This window comes from Herminiimonas sp. CN (genome assembly GCF_000622895.1).
Lineage (GTDB): Bacteria > Pseudomonadota > Gammaproteobacteria > Burkholderiales > Burkholderiaceae_D > AVCC01.
On sequence record NZ_AVCC01000003.1, the window covers coordinates 1 to 18,006 of the forward strand.

Genomic DNA, 18,006 nt, shown 5'->3' on the forward strand with positions numbered 1-18,006 from the left:
AGGCCGCGTTAAACGCGGCCTTTTTTTATTGCTTCTCGCTTGCGTTACTACCTGCTTTTGGCTTGCCGTTAGTTTGTTGCCGGCTCCGCAACGAAGATTTCGACCCGGCGGTTTCTTGCCCGGTTGGCGGCGCTGTCGTTGGCTGTCAGCGGTTCATGCGAGCCGCGGCCATCGACGGTAAAGCGGTTGGCGGCAACGCCGCGGGCTACCAGGTAGTCGCGCGTGTGCGCTGCACGGTCGCGCGACAGCGGCATGTTGACGGCGTCGGAGCCGGTGCTATCGGTGTGGCCGATGATGGTCACCGTGGTGGCGCGATTTTCATTCAGGCTGGCGGCGAAGCGATCGAGTATCGGGCGGAAGTTCGGCGCAATATCGGATTTGCCGGTATTGAAGGAGATGTCGCTCGGGATGTCGAGTTTCAACTGGTTGTCGGCGGTCTGGCTGACCTGCACGCCGGTGCCGGCGGTGGCTTGTTCCATTGCCTTCTTCTGGTTTTCCATCCGGTTCGACCAGATGTTGCCGGCGGCAGCGCCGGCCAGGCCGCCAAGGACTGCGCCGGTAGCGGTGCGCCGCCCGCCGCCGCCGCCGGTGGCAGCGCCGATCACCGCCCCGGCCAATGCGCCGACGCCGGCGCCGGTCGCGGTGCCGCGCTGGGTGTTCGACATTTCGGGCATGTTGGCGCAGCCAGTCAATGCCAGGGCGGCTATTAATGCCGAGAGAGTGAATTGTGTGCGCATGACGACCCCTTTTTTAATGAGAATGTTCATTCTTGCATGCAGGATCAGATGCCGGACGGAATGTTTCATTTTTTAACATTCTTCCGCAATGTCCGGTCCTGCCCCAGACGACCGCCTGAGACGCTCTGCCGAAATTTAATACTGCTATTGGTATTCTTGCGGCGGCAATGAAAACAATCGATAGCACTGATTTTTTGCCGATACCCTGCCTTATTTTTGATGTTTCAGAGCGTCATCAGAAGCCGGGCAAACATGTTCTCAAGATAGCCGCTGCCATCGCGCCGGGGCTTGCGGGCGCGCAAACAATGGCCGGTTAGCGTGCGCCGCGGGTGCGGATCTCGGCGAACTCTTCGATGCTGCCCAGCTTGACGGTGATCGGGTTGAGCGTGATGGTCGGCTGCATCGGGCGCCAGGCGAACTGCCATGATTGCTGCGCCGCTTGCGCGGCCGGGCGGGTGAAGATGGCGCCCAGCGGGCTGCGCTTGCCGTAGCTGACCGCGCCGTCGATGCCGGCCCAGTTCGGCAGCGCGCGTCCGACTGCGCGGTGCAGGCGCTCGCCGAATGCTTCGGTGTTGTGTATCACCAGGCAGGCATCGCTGCCGGCATTGAACAGGCTTTCATCCCAGACCGGGGCGAAGCCGAGGGTCAGGAAGTTGGGCGCCATGGCTGAATTGAGCCGGATGCCCGGTGCGTGCGCCAGCGCGCCGGGATTCTGGTCGGTGGCCGGCTGCAGGCGGAATTCGCCCAGGGTCAGGCAGTTTTGCAGCACGGCTTTGGGCCCGTACAGGTAGAGCGTGGCGGGGCGTTGGTAATCTTTGCTTGGCATGCGTGGTATCGGAAAAAATGAAAAGGGGGGGCGGCTGGATTCAATTGCGCTTATTGGGCATCAGTCTTCCAGCGCCGGCAGGCGGATCGTGTACTGGCCGGATTTCTCGTCGCGTACCATGCTCAGCAGGTGCTGCTTTTGCGCGTCTTCGACCAGTTCGCGGAACGAGCGGTAGCCGTAGGCCGATTCGGTGAAGCCGGGCTTGCGCCGCTTCATGGTCTGCTTGACCATCGAGCCCCACAGTTTTTCTTCCTCGCCGCGCTCGGCGATCAGCGCTTCGATGGTTTCGACGATGAAATCGAGCGCTTCCTGCCGTTTGTCGTCTTCCTGCTTGATCGGCGCCGGCTTGGCCTTGTCGTTGCCGGCGGCCTTGGCCGGCGCCTTCTTCTCGGCCGGTTTGCGCTTCGGCCTGGCGTCGCGCACCAGGTCGTCGTAAAAGATGAATTCGTCGCAATTGGCCGACAGCAGGTCGGAAGTCGAACTCTTGACGCCGATGCCGATCACGTACTTGTTGTTTTCGCGCAGCTTCGACACCAGCGGCGAAAAATCCGAATCGCCGCTGATGATCACGAACGCGTCCACGTGCGCCTTGGTGTAGCACAGGTCGAGCGCATCGACCACCATACGGATGTCGGCCGAATTCTTGCCGGACTGGCGCACGTGCGGGATTTCGATCAGCTCGAACGCCGCTTCGTGCATTGCGCCCTTGAATTCCTTGTAGCGGTCCCAGTCGCAGTAGGCCTTCTTGACCACGATGCTGCCTTTCAGCAGCAGGCGTTCCAGCACCATGCGGATATCGAACTGCGGGAATTTGGCATCGCGCACGCCCAGCGCCACGTTCTCGAAATCGCAGAACAATGCCATGTTGGTGACTTCCGGTTGACCTGCCATCGTGCATTCCTTCGTTTTATGGTTGCTGCCTGAGGCTCACGTAAATCTGTTCGACCCGGCTCCTGGCCCACGGCGTCTTGCGCAGGAAGGTCAGGCTGGATTTGATGCTGGGCTCGCTCTTGAAGCAGCGCACATCGACCATCCGCGCCAGGCCGTCCCAGCCGTACTCAGATACCAGCGCGGTCAGCAGCGCTTCCAGCGTAACGCCTTGCAGCGGATTGTTCGATTGCGGCGTGCTCATGTTTTTGCCTGACGATTTTACTTGCGCCCGCTGCGCTGGGTGTTGCGCTGCACGTTGCCGATGCTGCTGGGATTCTTGCGTGGGGCGTGGCCGGCGGCCGATCTGGCCGGTGCCGGCTTGCCCTTCAGCGCGGCCTTGTCGACCGCGCGGCTGGTGGCCTGGCTGACCACCTTGCCGGCGCTGCGCTTGGCCGCGCCCGGGCCGCCGTCTTCGGCGGCGCTCCAGGCCGGGATCAGATGACGCGAACTATTGCCGATCAGGTCGGCGCGTCCCATGCGCTTCAGGCCTTCGTGCAGGATCGGCCAGTTGGCCGGGTCGTGGTAGCGCAGAAAAGCCTTGTGCAGCTTGCGCACCTGGCCGCTGCGCGCGGTTTCCACCAGTTCCGAATCCGCATCCACCTTGTGCAGCGGGTTCTTGCGGGTGTGGTACATGGTGGTCGCCATCGCCATCGGGGTCGGCATGAAGGTTTGCACCTGATCCAGCTTGAAATCGTTTTTTTTCAGCCACAGCGCCAGATGCATCATGTCTTCATCGGTCGAGCCGGGGTGGGCGGCGATGAAGTACGGGATCAGGTATTGCTTCTTGCCGGCTTCCTTCGAGAAACGGTCGAACATTTCCTTGAAGGTGTCGTAGTTGCCGATGCCCGGCTTCATCATCTTCGACAGCGTGTTCTGTTCGGTATGCTCGGGCGCAATTTTGAGAAGGCCGCCGACATGGAAAGAAACCAGTTCTTTCACGTATTCGGGCGAACGCACCGCCAGGTCGTAGCGCAGGCCGGAGCTGATCAGCACCTTCTTGACGCCGCGGATCTCGCGCGCTTTGCGGTAGACCGAGATCAGCTTGCTGTGGTCGGTGCCGAGGTTGCTGCAGATGACCGGGTACACGCAGGATAGGCGGCGGCAGGTTTCCTCGATGCTCTTGTCCTTGCAGGCCAGCCGGTACATGTTGGCGGTCGGGCCGCCGAGGTCGGAAATGGTGCCGGTGAAGCCCTTGGTCTTGTCGCGGATCTCCTCGATCTCGCGCAGAATCGACGGCTCGGAGCGGCTCTGGACGATGCGGCCCTCGTGCTCGGTGATCGAGCAGAAAGTGCAGCCGCCGAAGCAGCCGCGCATGATGTTGATCGAGAACCGGATCATTTCCCAGGCCGGGATGCGCGCATTGCCGTAGCTCGGGTGCGGGCCGCGCGCATACGGCAGGCCGTAGACGCCGTCCATCTCGTCCATCGCCAGCGGCAGCGGTTGCGGATTGAGCCAGACATCGCGCTCGCCGTGGCCCTGCACCAGCGCCCGCGCGTTGCCGGGGTTCGATTCCAGGTGCAGGATGCGCGATGCGTGCGCGTACAGCACCGGATCGGCGCTGACCTGCTCGAACGACGGCAGCCGGATCACGCTCTTGCTGCGCTGCTCCTTCTGCGCGGCCTGGCGCTGTTCGCGGCTCAGGATCAGGATCGGCTTTTCGACCGCTGCCGCCGGTGCGCCGGATGCCGCGCTGGCGCAGCCGGTCTTGTCCTCGGTGCTGCCGTACGGATTGAGCGGCGCTTCGGCCCGGCCCGGGGTGTCGATCCGGGTCGAATCGGTTGCGCTCCAGTCGTCGGCAGGCAGCCAGCCGCGCGGCACCATGAAGGCGGTGCCGCGCAGGTTGCGGATCGCCTTGATCGGCTCGCCGGCCGCCAGCCGGTGCGTCAGGTCGACCAGCGCCCGTTCGGCATTGCCGAACAGCAGGATATCGGCCTTCGAATCCGGCAGCACCGAGCGCTTGACCTTGTCGGTCCAGTAATCGTAATGCGCGATGCGGCGCAGGCTGGCCTCGATACTCCCGATAACGATCGTTGTATCCGCATATGCTTCGCGGGCGCGCTGCGCATACACCACTACTGCGCGGTCTGGCCGCTTGTTCGGTTCGGCGTTCGCGGTGTAGGCGTCCTCGGAGCGGATCTTGCGGTCGGCGGTGTAGCGGTTGATCATCGAATCCATGTTGCCGGCGGTGATGCCGAAATACAGCTTCGGTTTGCCGAGCGCGCGGAACGCGTCGGCCGAGTGCCAGTCCGGCTGGCTGATGATGCCGACCCGGAAGCCCTGGGCCTCCAGCAGGCGGCCGATCAGCGCCATGCCGAAGCTCGGATGGTCGATATAGGCGTCGCCGGTAATCAGGATCACATCGCAGGCATCCCAGCCGAGCTGCTCCATCTCGGCGCGCGACATCGGCAGAAAGGGCGCGGCGGCGGCCCGTTCCGACCGTTTCGGCACGGTGGAAAACAGGTTGGTCGGGGCGAGGTTGGGGGTGATGGCAAGTGCGTTCATATCGGTCGGATTGTACCGCAGCGCCGGTTTCCGCGACGGCCGCGCCTAATAATGCGGCGGCCGTTCGTTGGCGCCGTTGCCGTCCTGGTCGCCGGCCGGTTCCTTGACCAGCCGCGCCAGCGCTGCGCACAGGGTTTCCAGCCGGTCTATTTTTTGCTGCTGGCGATACACCAGCGTATTCAATTCTTCGAGCAAGTCTTCCTGGCGGGCGACCTTGATCTCGATTTCGATCATCCGTGCTTCGGGGCTCATCGGCGGTTTTTCCTTGCTAGGTTGATGCCGCAGCATTGCAGCAGAAGATTGGAGTATGACTGAAACCCGTGCATTCATCGCATGATTTTATTGCCATCATAAAATATACGGGGGCTCTGTATATGTTGCAGCCCGGAACCGCGGCGGGAGCCGCTTCAGGCCGTTGCGATTTGCGTTAACATGGCGGCTGCTCCTCATCCGATTCACCATCATGGACAAACCAACTCCGCCGGCCGACGGCACCTGCTGCGAAAGCGGCTGCGATCCGTGCGTCTGGGATACCTATTATGCGGCGCTGCGGGCCTGGGAGACGCAACAGGCGGCAGCGGACGCAGCGGCACCCGGCATCGGTGCGCCGGCCGCTACGGACGGGCGTTTTTCGCCGGCGATGATTTCGATTTGCACGGCGTGACCTGGCCGGAGTCGAAATGCATCGACCGCGCCGGCATCGTTTTCGGCATCGCCGGCCTCGGCCGGAACTACCGCATACCGCTGCTGCCGTCGCCGTGGGCGTATTCGACCTGTCGCGGCAGTTGATTTTCGTCAAAACTTATGCAGCAAGTTCGTTCGCGGCAACTGTTGCGCTTAAAAATATACATGCACCTGTATATTTTTTTGTTCGCAGCTAAATCGTGCTTAAAACGATTGTTTTTGCATATACCCTAGATAATTCAGTTTAGTTGGGAAAAATGACTTGGCTCCGGCGCTGCGGGCCGGGTGTTTTGTTGTAAATACGTCATGTTTTGCATTCCTTTGATGTTAATCAATAGGCAACGTTTTTGAGATGAAATACTGGTTTCGCGGGGAGGTGAAAACAGTGCGACCGGAATCTTGACCCGGTTCCTGTGATCAAGCTGGATCCTGCAAACACAGTGGTCATGACTAGAAACACAAATCTCGCGTGATTCATCTTTTTAATCAAAAAAGGAGTTTGCCATGAATGCCATCAAAAATTTTATGCAGGATGAAGAAGGTGCTGTAGCGATTGAATATGCGCTGCTGGCGGCGCTGATAGCGATTGCAATCATCGCCGGCGCAACAACAGTGGGACATTGTCTCAATAATACGTTCGTGAGTATCGCCAACGTTCTCAAGGGTCAGCCATGGGCTGCTCCGACTTGCACCTAATCGTATTGACCTTCCTGCGCCCGTGATGGGCGCAGGTGAACGTGCCAGCCAATTGCCATTAGACCCTAGATGTCGTTATTGCTTGGCGCGGCGTGAGAAGCCATCGCATCCCTGACCGGTTGGTGTTGTGCGGAGCGGGGCCGGGATTGCTCCTGAATAGGATGTTGCTGCAGGGATATGACTTTATCAGTTCGCTGCCGGGCGCGCCCGGCTTCACAGAGGGAGTTTGCCATGAATGCCATCAAAAATTTTATGCGGGATGAGGAAGGCGCTGTCGCCATTGAATATGGACTGCTGGCGGCATTGATCGCAATCGCAATCATTGCCGGCGCAACACAAGTAGGGACCTGCATCAATGGTCTCTTCACGAACGTTGCTGCGGTGCTCGCCGGGGGCACGTGGGCTCCTCCGACTTGCTAGTCGTCATATTGCCTTCCTGCGCCAAAAATGAGTGCAGGAAAACGGGTTAGCCCATTTCGATAGCACATATATAAACAACATCATCATGAATAATTTGTCACCCGCCCTGATTGCAGCTGTTGCCGTTAGCCCTCTGTTTGTTTTGGTGCTGGCTGCATTGTGGAGCGATGTCAAAAGCCATCGGATCCCGAACCGGCTGGTGTTCTGGGGTGCCGGGCTGGGATTACTGTTGAACAGTGTGCTGCCGCAAGGGTACGGCTTCATCAGTTCGCTGCCGGGCGCGCTCGGCCCCTGGAAGGCGCTGGCCGGCCTGGGTCTGGGCTTTTGCATCCTGTTGCCGATGTATGCGCTGCGCGCGATGGCGGCCGGCGACGTGAAGCTGATGGCGATGATTGGTGCATTCCTGGGGCCGAACGCGATCGTCGGCACCATTTTGATGACCTTCATCGTCGGCGGCCTGCTGACCTTGCTGGTGGTAGTGCGCAACGGCAGCGTGCGTCTGTTGCTGGGCAACCTGCGCACGATGTTGATGGTCAGTTTCATCAAGGGCACGGTGCTGCGCCAGTTGCCGACCGTCGATGCGGCGCCGGTCACGGCAGGCAAGCTGCCGTATGCGGTGGCGATCGCGCTCGGAACGTTCACTTACATCGCGCTGGAGCGCGCCGGACAGATGCAATTTTTGAAATTCTTTTGATGCGGCACAAAGTCGCAACAGGGGTAGCGATACACAGTAGCAACAAGGTTGATGCAAGGTAACGATTCAATAAATCAAGTGGTTCGGCCGGACGGAGTACCCGCGGCTGAAAAACCATATACCAGGGGAGCGGCATGACGACCATCAATTTGTTCGAGGATGCAGCCGGCGACGATGCCAGCCGGGTGCTGCCGGCATCGCCACGCACGGTGGAAGAAACCGGGCTGGATTTCCTGTTCCTGACCGAGTTGCTGTGCAAGATAATGTTCCTGCGCGGCCGCATCAGCCTGGCCGATATTTCCAACCACGTTAAATTGCCGGTCAGCGTACTGGAGAGCGTGCTCGACTTCATGCGCGCCGAGCATCTGTGCGAGCTGGCCAGCCGCGGCGACAACAGCGCCAGCACCTTCTTCCAGCTGTCCGATACCGGCCGGCTGCGCGCCGGCGACTACATGCGCCGCTGCCAGTACGCGGGCCCGGCGCCGGTCAGCCTGGATGCCTACTCGGCGCAGGTCCAGCGCCAGTCGATTCGCAACGTGCGCTACACCCGGGAAATCATGGCGGCCGGCTTCGACGGCTTCATCATCCGCAGCACCGTGCTGGATCAGCTGGGCGCCGCAATGAATTCCGGCCGCGCGATGATCATTTACGGCCAGCCCGGCACCGGCAAGACCTTCATCGCCGAGAACCTGACCCGGCTGATGCATGATTTCGTCGCGATCCCGTATGCGATCACGGTCGATAACGAAGTCATCCAGATGTATGACCCGCATGTGCATGAACTGATGCCGCACAAGGCTGCGGCTGCCAACCTCGGTCGCAAGCATCTGGTCGATGCGCGCTGGCTGGCCTGCAAGCGGCCGATTGCGATTTCCGGCGGCGAGCTGACGCTCGACACCCTCGACCTCGATTTCGATGACGGCACCCGTTTTTACCAGGCGCCGCCGCACGTCAAGGCCAACAACGGCTTGTTCGTGATCGACGACCTGGGCCGCCAGCTGGTGTCGCCGCAGGATCTGATGAATCGCTGGATCGTGCCGCTGGACCGCCGCCGCGATTACCTGACCCTGCACACCGGCTACAAATTCCAGATCCCGTTCGACGTGATCGTGGTGTTTTCGTCCAACATCGACCCGTCCGAACTGGCGGACGAAGCCTTCCTGCGCCGGCTCGGCTACAAGATCCATATCGGCGCGCTGTCCGAGGATCAATACCGCCAGGTGTTCCGCCAGGTCTGCGACCAATTCGATATCCCGTTCATCGAGGATGCGCTGCAGCACCTGCTGCACGAATATCACTACAAGCAAGGCCGGCCGCTGCTGGCGTGCTATCCGCGCGATCTGCTGGGGCAGGTCAGGGATTTGGCCCTGTATGAAAGCCGTCCGCCGGCGCTCAGTGCGCAAATGCTGGATTGGGCATGGAACAACTATTTCACGACCAACAGGCAGCTGGCGATCAAGCCCTCGCCGCAGGCGGGAGCGGGTGTAGCGGGTGTTTGAGGCGGCCGGGTGAGGGTGCTTACCGAAGGCGGAATTTTACGAAGTCCTACTTGAAGCAAATCAGCAGGGGGAAACCATGAAAAACACCAGAGCCATTCTCATGATCGGGATCTCGATCCTGGCGGCGCTTGCGGCGGTCGTGCTGGCCTCGCGCTGGATCGCGCAGCAGAGCAATCTGACCACCAACAAGGTGGCGGTGGCCGTGGTCGACATCAACCTCGGCACCCGCCTGACGCCGGACATGGTCAAGCTGACCGACTGGCCTGCCGGCAGCGTGCAGAAAGACAGCTTTACCGACCTCAAGGCGCTCGATACCCGGGTGGTCAAGGTCAGCCTGCAGCGCGGCGAACCGCTGACCGAGGCCAAGCTGGCGCCGATAGGGGCCACCGGCGGCCTGTCGGCGGTGGTGGCCGAAGGCAAGCGGGCGATGACGGTGCGGGTCAATGACGTGATCGGCGTTGCCGGCTTCGCCCTGCCGGGAAATTTCGTCGATATCCTGGTCAGCACCCAGGAAGAAAACACGCAAAAAGCGGGTGGCAACAAGGATTTGAACATTTCCAAGCTGGTGCTGGAGCGGATTCTTGTGCTGGCAGTGGCGCAGGAATCGAGCCAGAACGACACCAAACCCAAAGTCGTCAGCGCGGTCACGCTCGAAGTCACGCCGCAGCAAGCCGAAAAGCTCGACCTGGCGCGCAGCGTCGGCCAGTTGTCGCTGGTCTTGCGCAACCAGATCGACCTGAAACCGGCCGATACCGACGGCGCCACCAAGCAAACCCTGCTGTATACACAGGCAGAGGCGCCTGCGGTGGTGTTGGCAACGGCGCCGGCCAAGGCCGTGGTGAAAAAAGTCAGCGTCAGAAAACCGATTCCTAAAAGCGCGCCGAAAGACGAGGTGTGCCAGCAAATCATCACCGGATCAGGGCGCATCAGCCAGTGCTATTAAGTAAGTAGTGCGGGCATGGAGGCCTGCACTACGGCAACAGAACAATAAGCCAATCGCTGGAACAGGGGGAATACCATGAACAACAACAGGTCATCAGGTGTCGCGGTGGCGGTGCGGCGTGCCGGGTTTTCGGTGATGATGGGTGCGACTGCAGTGTTTATCATGCTGCCGTTTGCGGCGCAGGCGCAGGTGGCGGCTGAAACTGCGGTGCTCAGCAGCGCCAGCAAGCCGGCGGCTGCCGGCAGCAAGGTCAAAGCAGCCAAAACCGCCGTCGCACCGCGCAGCGCCTACACGCCGGTATGCGTAGGTGAATTTGCCCCTACCGTTAACGTCAATCTGCCGGAGGGCAAATCGGGCTTGCTCGACCTGCAGCAATTGCATGCGCCGTCGCCGGCCTGGCTGCGCAGTATCGGCGACCCCGAACTGCTGAAGATCGAGCCGCTGACATCGGCGACGCCGCGCAATATGTATTTCCTGTTCGGACAAAAGGTCGGTTCGACCAATCTGATGTTCCAGAACAAGGAAGGGCGCTGCGTGATGGTGGAGGTGGCGGTCGGGGTCGATACCGCTGCGGTGCAGGCAAAATTGTCGCAACTGATGCCGGCTGAAAAGAATATCAGGATTGGCGCTGCCGCCGATTCGCTGGTGCTGAGCGGCATGGTGGCCGATGCGATGGCAATCGATCAGGTGATGGCGATCGCCAGCGCCTATGTGCGCAAGGGCGGCGCGGGGGCAGCAAGCGGTGCCGGTGGCGGTAGTGCCGGCGGCGAGCGCATCGTCAACATGCTGTCGGTGGCGGCGCCGCAGCAGGTGATGCTGGAAGTCAAGATTGCCGAAGTATCGAAGTCGCTGCTCGACAAGCTGGGCGTCGGCACCACGCTGCGCACCACCAGCGGCAGCTGGGCGTATACGCTGCTGTCGAACTTCCTGTCCGGCACCGTCGGCGGCTTGCTCGACGCAACCAAATCGAACGGCTCGCAAATCACGCTGGAAGCCGAAAAACGCGACGGCCTGGTGCGGATACTGGCCGAGCCTACGGTGATGGCGATCAGCGGCCAGGAAGGCAGTTTTCTGGCGGGCGGCAAAATTTTCATTCCCGTTTCGCAAAGTGGAGCCAGTGGTGCCATCACGATCGCGCTGGAAGAGAAGGAATTCGGGGTCGGTCTGAAATTTACGCCGACCGTGCTGGCCGGCGGGCGCATCAATATCCGGGTCGCGCCGGAAGTGTCCGAACTGTCGCGCGAGGGCGTCGGCATCAGCGCCACAGGGATCGCCGGTACCAATATTCTGCCCTTGATCACCACCCGCCGCGCCGCTACCACGGTCCAGCTCAATGACGGGCAGAGCTTCGCGATCGGCGGCCTGATCAAGAACAACGTCACCGCCAACATCAAGGGCTTGCCGGTGCTGGGCGAAGTCCCGGTGCTGGGTGCGCTGTTCCGCAGCACCGACTTCCAGCAGGACAAGACAGAACTGCTGTTCGTCATCACACCGCATCTGGTCAAGCCGCTGACGCCGAACTATGCGCTGCCGACCGATAACTTCACCGACCCCAGCCGCGCCGACGTTCTTCTGGGCGGGCGCCTGGAGGGCGGGCAATGGGTAGCACCGCCCGCCAGCGCACCGACAGCGCCTGCAGCACCGCCGGCCTCGGCAATGGATCAGGGCCAGGCACCGCAAACCGGCCCGGTTGGCTTCGAACTGAAATAAGGAGATCGCCATGCGCACCTTCCACAATGATGCAGCCGGAGCCCAACGTCTCTGCCTGAAACTACTCGCTGTCAGCGCCGCCTGCCTGCTATCGGCCTGCGCATCCACCACGCCGCAGTGGGATGCCAATTTCGGCAACACGGTCAGAACCGCGTTCGCGCTGCAGGTACTGAACCCGGATGCGTCGCAAAATCCCGATCCGGTCAGCGGCATGGACGGCCGGGCCGCACGCGAAACGATCGACCGCTACCAGAAATCGTTCAAGGAGCCGGCACCGCAGCCGAACATATTTACCATCGGCGTCGGCGGTGGACAGTAACTCGGACAGCAATGCGAATCGGGGAGGACGGTCATCATGAGGCGCTTATTCATCGGCAGACAGCATCAGCGCGGCGCCATCGCCATCATTGTTGCAATCTCAATTGCGGTCTTGATCGGGTTTGTTGGCCTGGCACTGGATTTGGGCAAGCTTTATGTTGCAAAAACGGAATTGCAAAATAGCAGCGACGCTTGCGCGCTGGCCGCCGCGCGCGAATTGACCGGCACCAGCGCGACCCAGCTGACGATTGCCGAAGCAGCGGGGATCACTACCGGCAATCTCAATCGGGTCATCTTTCAAAGCGAACCGGTGGCTGTTAATGCCGACAGCAGCGTGACGTTCAGCCAGACGCTGAATGGATCGTATCAGCCGAAATTCGAAGGGGAGGCGGCAAAATTGATGAAGTATGCGCGTTGCACCGTGAATCGCACCAGCATAGCTAACTGGTTCGTTCAGGTACTCAATGTGTTACCCGGCGTTAGTATTGGTTCGCAGGCCGTGGCGGCGACCGCAGTCGCATCGGTGGTGGCGGCGCAGACCAATTGCGCGTTGCCGGTGGCCGTGTGCAAGGAAAAGCTGGATACGCTGAATCCGGGCGACTGGATTGCCGGCGCACTCGATCCGAATGGCGCTAACAAGGGCTCGTTTCGCTGGATCGATTTCGGCGACAAGGGGGGGGGCGCCCGCCAGATCAAGGACATCCTGTCCGGAACCGGGGTTTGCAATTTACCTGCGGTGGGTGACCCCATTCTTCTGAAACCGGGAAACAACAACGGCGTCGATGATGCATGGAATACCCGCTTTGGTTTGTATCACGGTGGGTACAAGGGGCCTGCGGATGGCGTACCGGATTTCACCGGTTACTCGTATACGCCTTCATCCTGGTTACCCAGCCCGCCACATAATGCGTATGGCAACTTCAGGGATCAACGCAAAAACTATGCGCCTTATCAGGGTGACGACCTGACAGGTCTGGACATCAAAGGCACTGCCAGCTCAGTGGCGACCCACAAGAACGGCGCAAACCGACGGATCGATCTGTTTCCGGTGATTAATTGTGCAACCTTTGATGCCAGTAAACAAGCGCCGCTGGCTTCCTGGGCCTGCATGCTGATGCTGCACCCGATCGGGCCGCAGAAAAAATCTGATCCGGTATGGTCGATCCCAGGCGAAGACCCGGTTACCGGCGTCAAGATGTATCTGGAATATCTTGGGCCTTCAAACGATCCGTCTAGCCCGTGCGCGACGGTTGGTCTGCCCGGCCCACCCGATGGCGCAGGTCCCAAAGTGCCGGTGCTGGTGCAATGATGGACGCCCTGCCCAAATCTAAATGCGGAACGAGAAAACTGCTTGCCGCTAAACCGGATGCAATGCGGGGTGCGGCGGCGGTGGAACTGGCCTTGTTATTGATACCGCTGGTGCTGTTGGTATTCGGTGTGGTTGAATTTGGCCGCGCACTTTACCAATACAACACGCTCGCCAAGGCGGTGCGCGATTCGACCCGGATGCTGTCGCAATACAACCCGGCTGACGCCGACTACCCGCTAGCGGACGCAAAATGCCTGGCCGTGTATGGCAAGACCGCTTGCAGCGGATCTGATGTACCGCTTGCTCCTGGTCTGACGACGGCCATGGTGGCGGTATGCAACCCCGTCAGTTCGGCCGGATGCCCTAGTGGTGCTTACGCCAATGTGCCGACCGGCAGCGGCACTATCAATCTGGTCGAGGTCAGGATCACCGGTTACAGATTCAATTTTGCGTTCAATCCTGCTGCCCTGTTTTCCAGCAGCGCTGCCACCAGCTTTGTTTTTGGCGACATAAGCAGCACGATGAGGCAAATACTATGAATACGAATTTATTGCCTCTTCGACGTGGTGAGCATGGCGCTGTTGCCGTGGAATTTGCGCTGGTTGCCTCCATTTTTTTTACGCTCCTGTTCGGAATCATGGAGATGAGCCGGGTTTTGTTTTACATGAACACGGCTGCCGAAGCCACAAGGTTGGGCGCACGGGTGGCTGTGGTATGCGACGTGAATACACCCGCAGTCAAGACGAAGATGATCAATATGCTGGGCATATTGAGTGCAGGCGATATCAGCGTTGATTACAAGCCCACGGGTTGCAGCAGCAGCACCTGCCAGTCGGTTACCGTCAGCGTTACCAAAAGCGTCAATACCTTCATACCCTTTGTGCCGTTGACGTTCAGCCTGCCGCCATTTGCCACGACGCTGCCGCGCGAGAGCCTGACCAGCGCCGATAACTCGATATGCAGCTAATGCTGCGTTGATGACAACAACTACAGGCCAAAAAATGAACAAGCCCGTGTTATCCGTCGTAGATAAAGAAGGAATGGACAAGGTGGCAGCCATGCATGACTTTCACATCACGGTGATTTCTCCCAGCAAACGCCATCTGGATGAAATCGTCGGCAATCTTCAGGGCGTCATTCTTGCGGCCAATATCGACACCATCGAGGGGCCGTTGCAGCAACTGGCGTCGCGGGTCAGCCAGGTGGTGCCGGATGTGCTGATCGTCGATAGCGCGTGCGATGGCCGCACCGACCTCGAGCCGCTGGAGCGGCTCGGGCAGATCTATCCGAACATGGCGTTCATCGTGTTGTGCGAGCAGCAATCGCCGGATTTCCTGATCCAGGCGATGCGGGCCGGCGTGCGCGAGGTGCTGCCGTTTCCGGCCAGTGCGGATGCGCTGAAAGCCGCGGTCGAACGGATCCGCCACAAGCAGGGGTTTGCGCCGACCAGGAAGGGTAAGGTGCTGGCCTTCATCTCGTGCAAGGGCGGCAGCGGCGCGACTTTTCTGGCGTCCAATCTGGCCTATGCGCTGGCGGCGCAGTCCGGCAAGAAGGTGGCGCTGTTCGATTTCAATTTGCAGTTCGGCGATGCGCTGCTGTTCTTGTCCGACCAGAAGCCGGCCACCACCCTGGCCGACGTGGCACGCGACATCCACCGGCTCGATGCGGCGATGCTGGCGTCCAGCATGGTGAACGTGGGGTTGAATCTGTCGGTGCTGGCCGCGCCGGAAGACCCGGCGCACGGGATGGAGGTCAAGCCGGAGCATATCGATACCTTGCTCAAGCTGGCGCGCAATCAATACGACTTCGTGATTCTGGACGTGGGCCGCAATCTCGATGCGCAAACCATCAAGGCGCTTGATAACGCGGACATGATTTTTCCGGTGTTGCAGATCACCTTGCCCTTTATCCGCGATGGCAAGCGCTTGCTGGATGTGTTTCGCACCCTCGATTATCCGAAGGATAAGGTGCACCTGGTGGTCAACCGCTTTGAGAAGGGCGGCGATATCGGGTTGAGCGACCTTGAGCAATCGCTTGGATGCAAGGTGGAACGGACCATTCCGAATCATTTTGAAGCCGCCGCCGCCTCCGTGAACCAGGGCATACCGGTTGCCCGGCTGGCCCGCAGCAGCCCGATCACCAAGGCACTGAACGAATGGAGCGAGCAACTGGCGCGCGAGCCGGAGCAGGCCGGCAGCAGCTGGATTTCGCGCGTTTTCAAGCGCGCTTGATTACTCCCCTCTCCCGCCTGCGGGAGAGGGGAGGTTGCAGCGGCAGGCTTGGCAATAGCAGGTTAAACGGTTATTCAGGAAATGCAATACGGGCTTCATCGGGCCGCATCACGGTGTAAGAATCAGGGGAGAAGCATCATGTCTTTACGGGACCGGCTGGAAACCAGCAATGGCGCAACGGGCACTTTCGGCTTTTCGGCTCAGACGGCCAAGGGCGTCGACAATCGCACCTACCGCGAACTGAAGGCGCGCATTCATGCGACGCTGCTCGATCAGATCGATCTGCAGGTGATGGAGAGCATGACGCAGACACAGTTGCGCGATGAGCTGAAAAACCTGGTCGAAGAGCTGTTGCGCGCCGAGAACGTGGTTATCAACGAACAGGAACGCAAGAACCTGGTGCGCGACATCCAGTTCGAGATGCTGGGGCTGGGGCCGCTGGAGTTGTTGATGGCCGACCCTACCATTTCGGACATCCTGGTCAATACCTACAAACGGGTGTATGTCGAGCGCTTCGGCAAGCTGGAAATGACCGATGTCTGTTTCAACGACAACGCGCACCTGATGAAGATCATCGATAAGATCGTCTCGCGGGTGGGGCGGCGGGTTGACGAATCCAGCCCGATGGTGGATGCGCGCCTACCAGACGGCTCGCGCGTGAACGTCATCATTCCGCCGCTGGCGATCGACGGCCCGATCATGTCGATCCGTCGCTTTGCCGTCACGCCGCTGACGATGGCGGATTTTTTGCAATACCAGAGCCTGACCCCGGCCATGGCGCAAGTGGTCGAAGGGCTGGCCAAGGCCAAGATTAACATGATCATTTCGGGCGGTACCGGCAGCGGCAAGACCACCATGCTCAATATCCTGTCCGGCTTCATCGGCGCCACCGAGCGCATCGTCACCATCGAAGATGCGGCCGAGCTGCAACTCCAGCAGCCGCATGTGGTGCGGCTGGAAACCCGTCCGCCGAATATCGAAGGCAAGGGCGAGATCACGCAGCGCGCGCTGGTGCGCAATGCGTTGCGGATGCGCCCGGACCGCATCATCCTGGGCGAGGTGCGCGGCGCCGAGGCAGTCGACATGCTGCAGGCGATGAATACCGGCCACGAAGGCTCGCTGGCGACCATCCATGCCAACACGCCGCGCGACGCGATCACCCGGCTGGAGAACATGATCGGCATGTCCGGCATGAATCTGCCGCCCAAGGTGGCGCGGCAGCAGATCAGTTCGGCCATTACCGTGGTGCTGCAGATTGCCCGGCTGTCGGACGGCAAGCGCAAGATGATCAGCTTGCAGGAGATCACCGGCATGGAAGGCGATGTCATCACGATGCAGGAGATTTTCGTATTCCGCCAGACCGGCGTTTCTGCGACCGGCGTGGTGCAGGGGCACTTCTGCGCTACCGGGGTGCGCCCGCGCTTCGTCGAACGCTTGCATGTGCACGGGGTCGAGTTGCCGGAAACGCTGTTCGATCCGGTCAAACTGTACGAAGTCAAGAGCTGAGCCGGGAGCCATCATGGACACTCTCTATGTATTGTTCGGACTAGCCATCTTCATCGCGGTGGTGCTGCTGCTGGAAGGCGTGTATACCGCATGGAACTCGTCGCGCGGACCGGAAGCCAAGCGGATTTCACGCCGCCTGCAACTGATGTCGGCTGGAGCGCATGCCGGCCAGCAGCGGGCGTCGATTCTGAAGCAGCGACTGTTGAGCGATACACCGGCCATACAGCGCCTGCTGACGGGCATGCCGAGAATGCACATTCTCGACAAGCTGATTGAGCAAGCCGGCATGAAGATCACTGTTTCGCAATTTCTTCTGATGTCGTTTGCTTGCGGCTTTGTTGCTGCGGTGCTGGCGCTGGTGTTCCATTTGTCGCTGCTGATTGCAATCTTGCCGGGGGTGGCGGCAGCAGGCTTGCCGATGCTGTATTTGCTGCACAAGAAGCATCAGCGACTTAGGAAGATAGAAGAACAGTTGCCGGATGCGCTTGACCTGATGAGCCGCGCGCTGCGCGCCGGCCATGCATTGCCGTCGGCGATCAAGATGGTCGGCGATGAAATGGCCGATCCGATTGCATCCGAGTTCAACATCATGTTCGACGAGGTCAACTACGGCATACCGATCGGGGATGCGCTCAGGAACCTGTCGGCGCGCGTCCCCAGTACCGATGTCGGTTATTTCGTGGTCGCGGTCCAGATTCAGCGCGAAACCGGCGGCAATCTGACCGAGATTCTCGGCAATATCGCGGCTATCGTGCGCGAGCGGCTCAAGCTGTTCAGACAGATACGCACCTTTTCTGCCGAGGGGCGGCTTTCCGCCTGGATTCTTTGCCTGTTGCCGTTTTGCCTGGCGGCGGTAATCAATATCGTTAATCCGGGTTTCATGACAGTGCTGTGGACCGATCCAGTCGGGCCCCGGATGCTCGGCGTGATGGCGGTGTTCATGGTGATTGGGATTTTCTGGATGCGGAAAATCATTCGCATCCGGGTGTGATTGCACAGAA

Annotated in this window: 22 protein-coding genes; 16 read left to right on the plus strand and 6 right to left on the minus strand. The window is 60.3% G+C overall.

The window, feature by feature from the left end:
- Positions 1 to 68: 68 nt before the first annotated feature.
- A complete protein-coding gene (locus HMCN_RS0101250; RefSeq protein ID WP_025915661.1) occupies positions 69 to 737 on the minus strand; it encodes an OmpA family protein in 669 nt (222 codons plus the stop codon).
- Positions 738 to 904: 167 nt separating this feature from the next.
- Here HMCN_RS0101250 and HMCN_RS19000 point away from each other — a divergent pair, with 167 nt between their 5' ends.
- A complete protein-coding gene (locus HMCN_RS19000; protein WP_155837305.1) occupies positions 905 to 1,054 on the plus strand; it encodes a hypothetical protein in 150 nt (49 codons plus the stop codon).
- On the opposite strand, the gene HMCN_RS0101260 is transcribed toward HMCN_RS19000, so the two are convergent.
- The 5 genes from HMCN_RS0101260 to HMCN_RS0101280 all read right to left on the minus strand — a co-directional run bounded on the left by HMCN_RS0101260 (position 1,051) and on the right by HMCN_RS0101280 (position 5,247).
- Positions 1,051 to 1,563: a hypothetical protein gene (locus tag HMCN_RS0101260; RefSeq protein WP_025915662.1), complete on the minus strand. Its 513-nt coding sequence runs from the start codon at positions 1,561 to 1,563 to the stop codon at positions 1,051 to 1,053. The genes HMCN_RS19000 and HMCN_RS0101260 overlap by 4 nt on opposite strands.
- A 60-nt stretch (positions 1,564 to 1,623) precedes the next feature.
- Complete coding sequence (locus HMCN_RS0101265; RefSeq protein WP_025915663.1) at positions 1,624 to 2,454, minus strand: NYN domain-containing protein; 831 nt, start codon at positions 2,452 to 2,454, stop codon at positions 1,624 to 1,626.
- Positions 2,455 to 2,470: 16 nt separating this feature from the next.
- Positions 2,471 to 2,695 (minus strand): VF530 family DNA-binding protein, encoded by a 225-nt coding sequence (locus HMCN_RS0101270; protein ID WP_025915664.1) that lies wholly within the window; start codon positions 2,693 to 2,695, stop codon positions 2,471 to 2,473.
- A 17-nt stretch (positions 2,696 to 2,712) separates the two neighbouring features.
- On the minus strand, positions 2,713 to 4,896 hold the full coding sequence (locus HMCN_RS0101275) for a YgiQ family radical SAM protein (RefSeq protein ID WP_051566676.1): 2,184 nt from the start codon (positions 4,894 to 4,896) through the stop codon (positions 2,713 to 2,715).
- A 144-nt stretch (positions 4,897 to 5,040) separates the two neighbouring features.
- The gene (locus HMCN_RS0101280; RefSeq protein WP_025915666.1) at positions 5,041 to 5,247 is read right to left on the minus strand and encodes a SlyX family protein; all 207 of its coding nucleotides are present in this window, start codon (positions 5,245 to 5,247) and stop codon (positions 5,041 to 5,043) included.
- 211 nt (positions 5,248 to 5,458) lie between these two features.
- On the opposite strand from HMCN_RS0101280, the gene HMCN_RS0101285 reads away from it, so the two are divergent.
- From HMCN_RS0101285 to HMCN_RS0101355, 15 genes are all read left to right on the plus strand, one after another.
- Entirely contained in the window at positions 5,459 to 5,659 is a 201-nt protein-coding gene (locus tag HMCN_RS0101285; protein WP_025915667.1) for an oxidoreductase-like domain-containing protein, read from the plus strand.
- On the plus strand, positions 5,647 to 5,784 hold the full coding sequence (locus tag HMCN_RS19005) for a hydroxyisourate hydrolase (protein WP_155837307.1): 138 nt from the start codon (positions 5,647 to 5,649) through the stop codon (positions 5,782 to 5,784). Before HMCN_RS0101285 ends, HMCN_RS19005 begins: the two co-directional genes overlap by 13 nt.
- 399 nt (positions 5,785 to 6,183) lie before the next feature.
- On the plus strand, positions 6,184 to 6,375 hold the full coding sequence (locus HMCN_RS0101295) for a Flp family type IVb pilin (RefSeq protein WP_025915669.1): 192 nt from the start codon (positions 6,184 to 6,186) through the stop codon (positions 6,373 to 6,375).
- A 231-nt stretch (positions 6,376 to 6,606) separates the two neighbouring features.
- Positions 6,607 to 6,795, plus strand: coding sequence for a Flp family type IVb pilin (locus HMCN_RS0101300; RefSeq protein ID WP_025915670.1), 189 nt, complete (start codon positions 6,607 to 6,609; stop codon positions 6,793 to 6,795).
- 85 nt (positions 6,796 to 6,880) lie between these two features.
- On the plus strand, positions 6,881 to 7,489 hold the full coding sequence (locus HMCN_RS0101305; protein ID WP_081801369.1) for a prepilin peptidase: 609 nt from the start codon (positions 6,881 to 6,883) through the stop codon (positions 7,487 to 7,489).
- 134 nt (positions 7,490 to 7,623) lie between these two features.
- On the plus strand, positions 7,624 to 8,988 hold the full coding sequence (locus HMCN_RS0101310) for an ATP-binding protein (RefSeq protein ID WP_025915672.1): 1,365 nt from the start codon (positions 7,624 to 7,626) through the stop codon (positions 8,986 to 8,988).
- Positions 8,989 to 9,064: 76 nt separating this feature from the next.
- Complete coding sequence (gene cpaB / locus HMCN_RS0101315; protein WP_025915673.1) at positions 9,065 to 9,931, plus strand: Flp pilus assembly protein CpaB; 867 nt, start codon at positions 9,065 to 9,067, stop codon at positions 9,929 to 9,931.
- 75 nt (positions 9,932 to 10,006) lie between these two features.
- Entirely contained in the window at positions 10,007 to 11,641 is a 1,635-nt protein-coding gene (locus HMCN_RS0101320; protein ID WP_238551900.1) for a type II and III secretion system protein family protein, read from the plus strand.
- A 10-nt stretch (positions 11,642 to 11,651) separates the two neighbouring features.
- Positions 11,652 to 11,960 carry a hypothetical protein gene (locus HMCN_RS0101325; RefSeq protein WP_025915675.1) on the plus strand — a complete coding sequence of 103 codons (309 nt, stop codon included), beginning with the start codon at positions 11,652 to 11,654 and terminating at the stop codon, positions 11,958 to 11,960.
- A gap of 36 nt (positions 11,961 to 11,996) precedes the next feature.
- Complete coding sequence (locus HMCN_RS0101330) at positions 11,997 to 13,268, plus strand: Tad domain-containing protein (protein WP_025915676.1); 1,272 nt, start codon at positions 11,997 to 11,999, stop codon at positions 13,266 to 13,268.
- The gene (locus HMCN_RS0101335; protein ID WP_238551901.1) at positions 13,265 to 13,807 is read left to right on the plus strand and encodes a TadE/TadG family type IV pilus assembly protein; all 543 of its coding nucleotides are present in this window, start codon (positions 13,265 to 13,267) and stop codon (positions 13,805 to 13,807) included. The genes HMCN_RS0101330 and HMCN_RS0101335 overlap by 4 nt, the downstream gene beginning before the upstream one ends.
- Complete coding sequence (locus tag HMCN_RS0101340; RefSeq protein ID WP_025915678.1) at positions 13,804 to 14,235, plus strand: TadE/TadG family type IV pilus assembly protein; 432 nt, start codon at positions 13,804 to 13,806, stop codon at positions 14,233 to 14,235. Before HMCN_RS0101335 ends, HMCN_RS0101340 begins: the two co-directional genes overlap by 4 nt.
- Positions 14,236 to 14,326: 91 nt before the next feature.
- The gene (locus HMCN_RS0101345) at positions 14,327 to 15,499 is read left to right on the plus strand and encodes an AAA family ATPase (protein ID WP_035625318.1); all 1,173 of its coding nucleotides are present in this window, start codon (positions 14,327 to 14,329) and stop codon (positions 15,497 to 15,499) included.
- Positions 15,500 to 15,637: 138 nt separating this feature from the next.
- Positions 15,638 to 17,005, plus strand: a complete 1,368-nt coding sequence (locus HMCN_RS0101350) for a CpaF family protein (protein WP_025915680.1) — start codon at positions 15,638 to 15,640, stop codon at positions 17,003 to 17,005.
- A gap of 13 nt (positions 17,006 to 17,018) precedes the next feature.
- Positions 17,019 to 17,996 (plus strand): type II secretion system F family protein, encoded by a 978-nt coding sequence (locus HMCN_RS0101355; RefSeq protein WP_025915681.1) that lies wholly within the window; start codon positions 17,019 to 17,021, stop codon positions 17,994 to 17,996.
- Positions 17,997 to 18,006: the final 10 nt, after the last annotated feature.

What these genes read in the sequence shown, in the direction of transcription:
- HMCN_RS0101250 (WP_025915661.1), bottom strand. Translation starts at nt 737, where the DNA reads ATGCGCACACAATTCACTCTCTCGGCATTAATAGCCGCCCTGGCATTG.
- HMCN_RS19000 (WP_155837305.1), top strand. Translation starts at nt 905, where the DNA reads ATGAAAACAATCGATAGCACTGATTTTTTGCCGATACCCTGCCTTATT.
- HMCN_RS0101260 (WP_025915662.1), bottom strand. Translation starts at nt 1,563, where the DNA reads ATGCCAAGCAAAGATTACCAACGCCCCGCCACGCTCTACCTGTACGGG.
- HMCN_RS0101265 (WP_025915663.1), bottom strand. Translation starts at nt 2,454, where the DNA reads ATGGCAGGTCAACCGGAAGTCACCAACATGGCATTGTTCTGCGATTTC.
- HMCN_RS0101270 (WP_025915664.1), bottom strand. Translation starts at nt 2,695, where the DNA reads ATGAGCACGCCGCAATCGAACAATCCGCTGCAAGGCGTTACGCTGGAA.
- HMCN_RS0101275 (WP_051566676.1), bottom strand. Translation starts at nt 4,896, where the DNA reads ATGTCGCGCGCCGAGATGGAGCAGCTCGGCTGGGATGCCTGCGATGTG.
- HMCN_RS0101280 (WP_025915666.1), bottom strand. Translation starts at nt 5,247, where the DNA reads ATGAGCCCCGAAGCACGGATGATCGAAATCGAGATCAAGGTCGCCCGC.
- HMCN_RS0101285 (WP_025915667.1), top strand. Translation starts at nt 5,459, where the DNA reads ATGGACAAACCAACTCCGCCGGCCGACGGCACCTGCTGCGAAAGCGGC.
- HMCN_RS0101295 (WP_025915669.1), top strand. Translation starts at nt 6,184, where the DNA reads ATGAATGCCATCAAAAATTTTATGCAGGATGAAGAAGGTGCTGTAGCG.
- HMCN_RS0101300 (WP_025915670.1), top strand. Translation starts at nt 6,607, where the DNA reads ATGAATGCCATCAAAAATTTTATGCGGGATGAGGAAGGCGCTGTCGCC.
- HMCN_RS0101305 (WP_081801369.1), top strand. Translation starts at nt 6,881, where the DNA reads ATGAATAATTTGTCACCCGCCCTGATTGCAGCTGTTGCCGTTAGCCCT.
- HMCN_RS0101310 (WP_025915672.1), top strand. Translation starts at nt 7,624, where the DNA reads ATGACGACCATCAATTTGTTCGAGGATGCAGCCGGCGACGATGCCAGC.
- cpaB (WP_025915673.1), top strand. Translation starts at nt 9,065, where the DNA reads ATGAAAAACACCAGAGCCATTCTCATGATCGGGATCTCGATCCTGGCG.
- HMCN_RS0101320 (WP_238551900.1), top strand. Translation starts at nt 10,007, where the DNA reads ATGAACAACAACAGGTCATCAGGTGTCGCGGTGGCGGTGCGGCGTGCC.
- HMCN_RS0101325 (WP_025915675.1), top strand. Translation starts at nt 11,652, where the DNA reads ATGCGCACCTTCCACAATGATGCAGCCGGAGCCCAACGTCTCTGCCTG.
- HMCN_RS0101330 (WP_025915676.1), top strand. Translation starts at nt 11,997, where the DNA reads ATGAGGCGCTTATTCATCGGCAGACAGCATCAGCGCGGCGCCATCGCC.
- HMCN_RS0101335 (WP_238551901.1), top strand. Translation starts at nt 13,265, where the DNA reads ATGATGGACGCCCTGCCCAAATCTAAATGCGGAACGAGAAAACTGCTT.
- HMCN_RS0101340 (WP_025915678.1), top strand. Translation starts at nt 13,804, where the DNA reads ATGAATACGAATTTATTGCCTCTTCGACGTGGTGAGCATGGCGCTGTT.
- HMCN_RS0101345 (WP_035625318.1), top strand. Translation starts at nt 14,327, where the DNA reads ATGCATGACTTTCACATCACGGTGATTTCTCCCAGCAAACGCCATCTG.
- HMCN_RS0101350 (WP_025915680.1), top strand. Translation starts at nt 15,638, where the DNA reads ATGTCTTTACGGGACCGGCTGGAAACCAGCAATGGCGCAACGGGCACT.
- HMCN_RS0101355 (WP_025915681.1), top strand. Translation starts at nt 17,019, where the DNA reads ATGGACACTCTCTATGTATTGTTCGGACTAGCCATCTTCATCGCGGTG.